This window comes from Lyngbya aestuarii BL J (assembly GCF_000478195.2).
Taxonomy (GTDB): Bacteria; Cyanobacteriota; Cyanobacteriia; order Cyanobacteriales; family Microcoleaceae; genus Capilliphycus; species Capilliphycus aestuarii.
This window is the reverse complement of record NZ_AUZM01000348.1, coordinates 1-513: the sequence shown is the minus strand read 5'-3', so window position 1 is coordinate 513 and position 513 is coordinate 1. Positions and strand designations below refer to the sequence as shown.

Sequence of the window (513 nt, the reverse complement as noted above, 5' to 3'; positions counted from 1 at the left end):
TGAGAAGAAAGTCATGACCTGGAATATAGCCGCCGAACGGATTTATGGTTGGCAACCTCAAGAAGTTATGGATCAAGTTTTTCCGGTAATTCCTGACCATCAAGAAGAACAGTTTAATCGCTTATTTCAACAAGCTCTAAAAAACAATACACTGAGTAATTATGAATTTCAACATCTTGGAAAAGATAATAACTTAATCGACATTAGTATTTCCTTGGCTCCTCTCCACAACGCAGAAGGAAATGTTTGTGGTGTCGTGATGACTGCTGTTGATATTACAACTCGTAAACGTATTGAAGCTGAACGTTTTAACCTCCTCCAACGAGAACAATCCGCTAGAGCCGAAGCCGAAGCCGCCAACCGGATTAAAGATGAATTTTTAGCTGTTCTTTCCCATGAGTTACGAACCCCTCTCAATTCGATTTTAGGATGGATTACATTAATTCAACGGGGGAAACTCAACAACACCACTCTTGAACAAGCGTTAGAAGTGATCGAACGGAATGCTTCTAT

At 40.2% G+C, this 513-nt stretch carries 1 protein-coding gene; it reads left to right on the top strand.

Annotated elements, in window-relative coordinates:
* Positions 1-13 precede the first annotated feature (13 nt).
* A partial coding sequence (locus tag M595_RS28465; RefSeq protein ID WP_023070005.1) for a PAS domain S-box protein occupies positions 14-513 on the top strand: 500 nt, incomplete at its 3' end.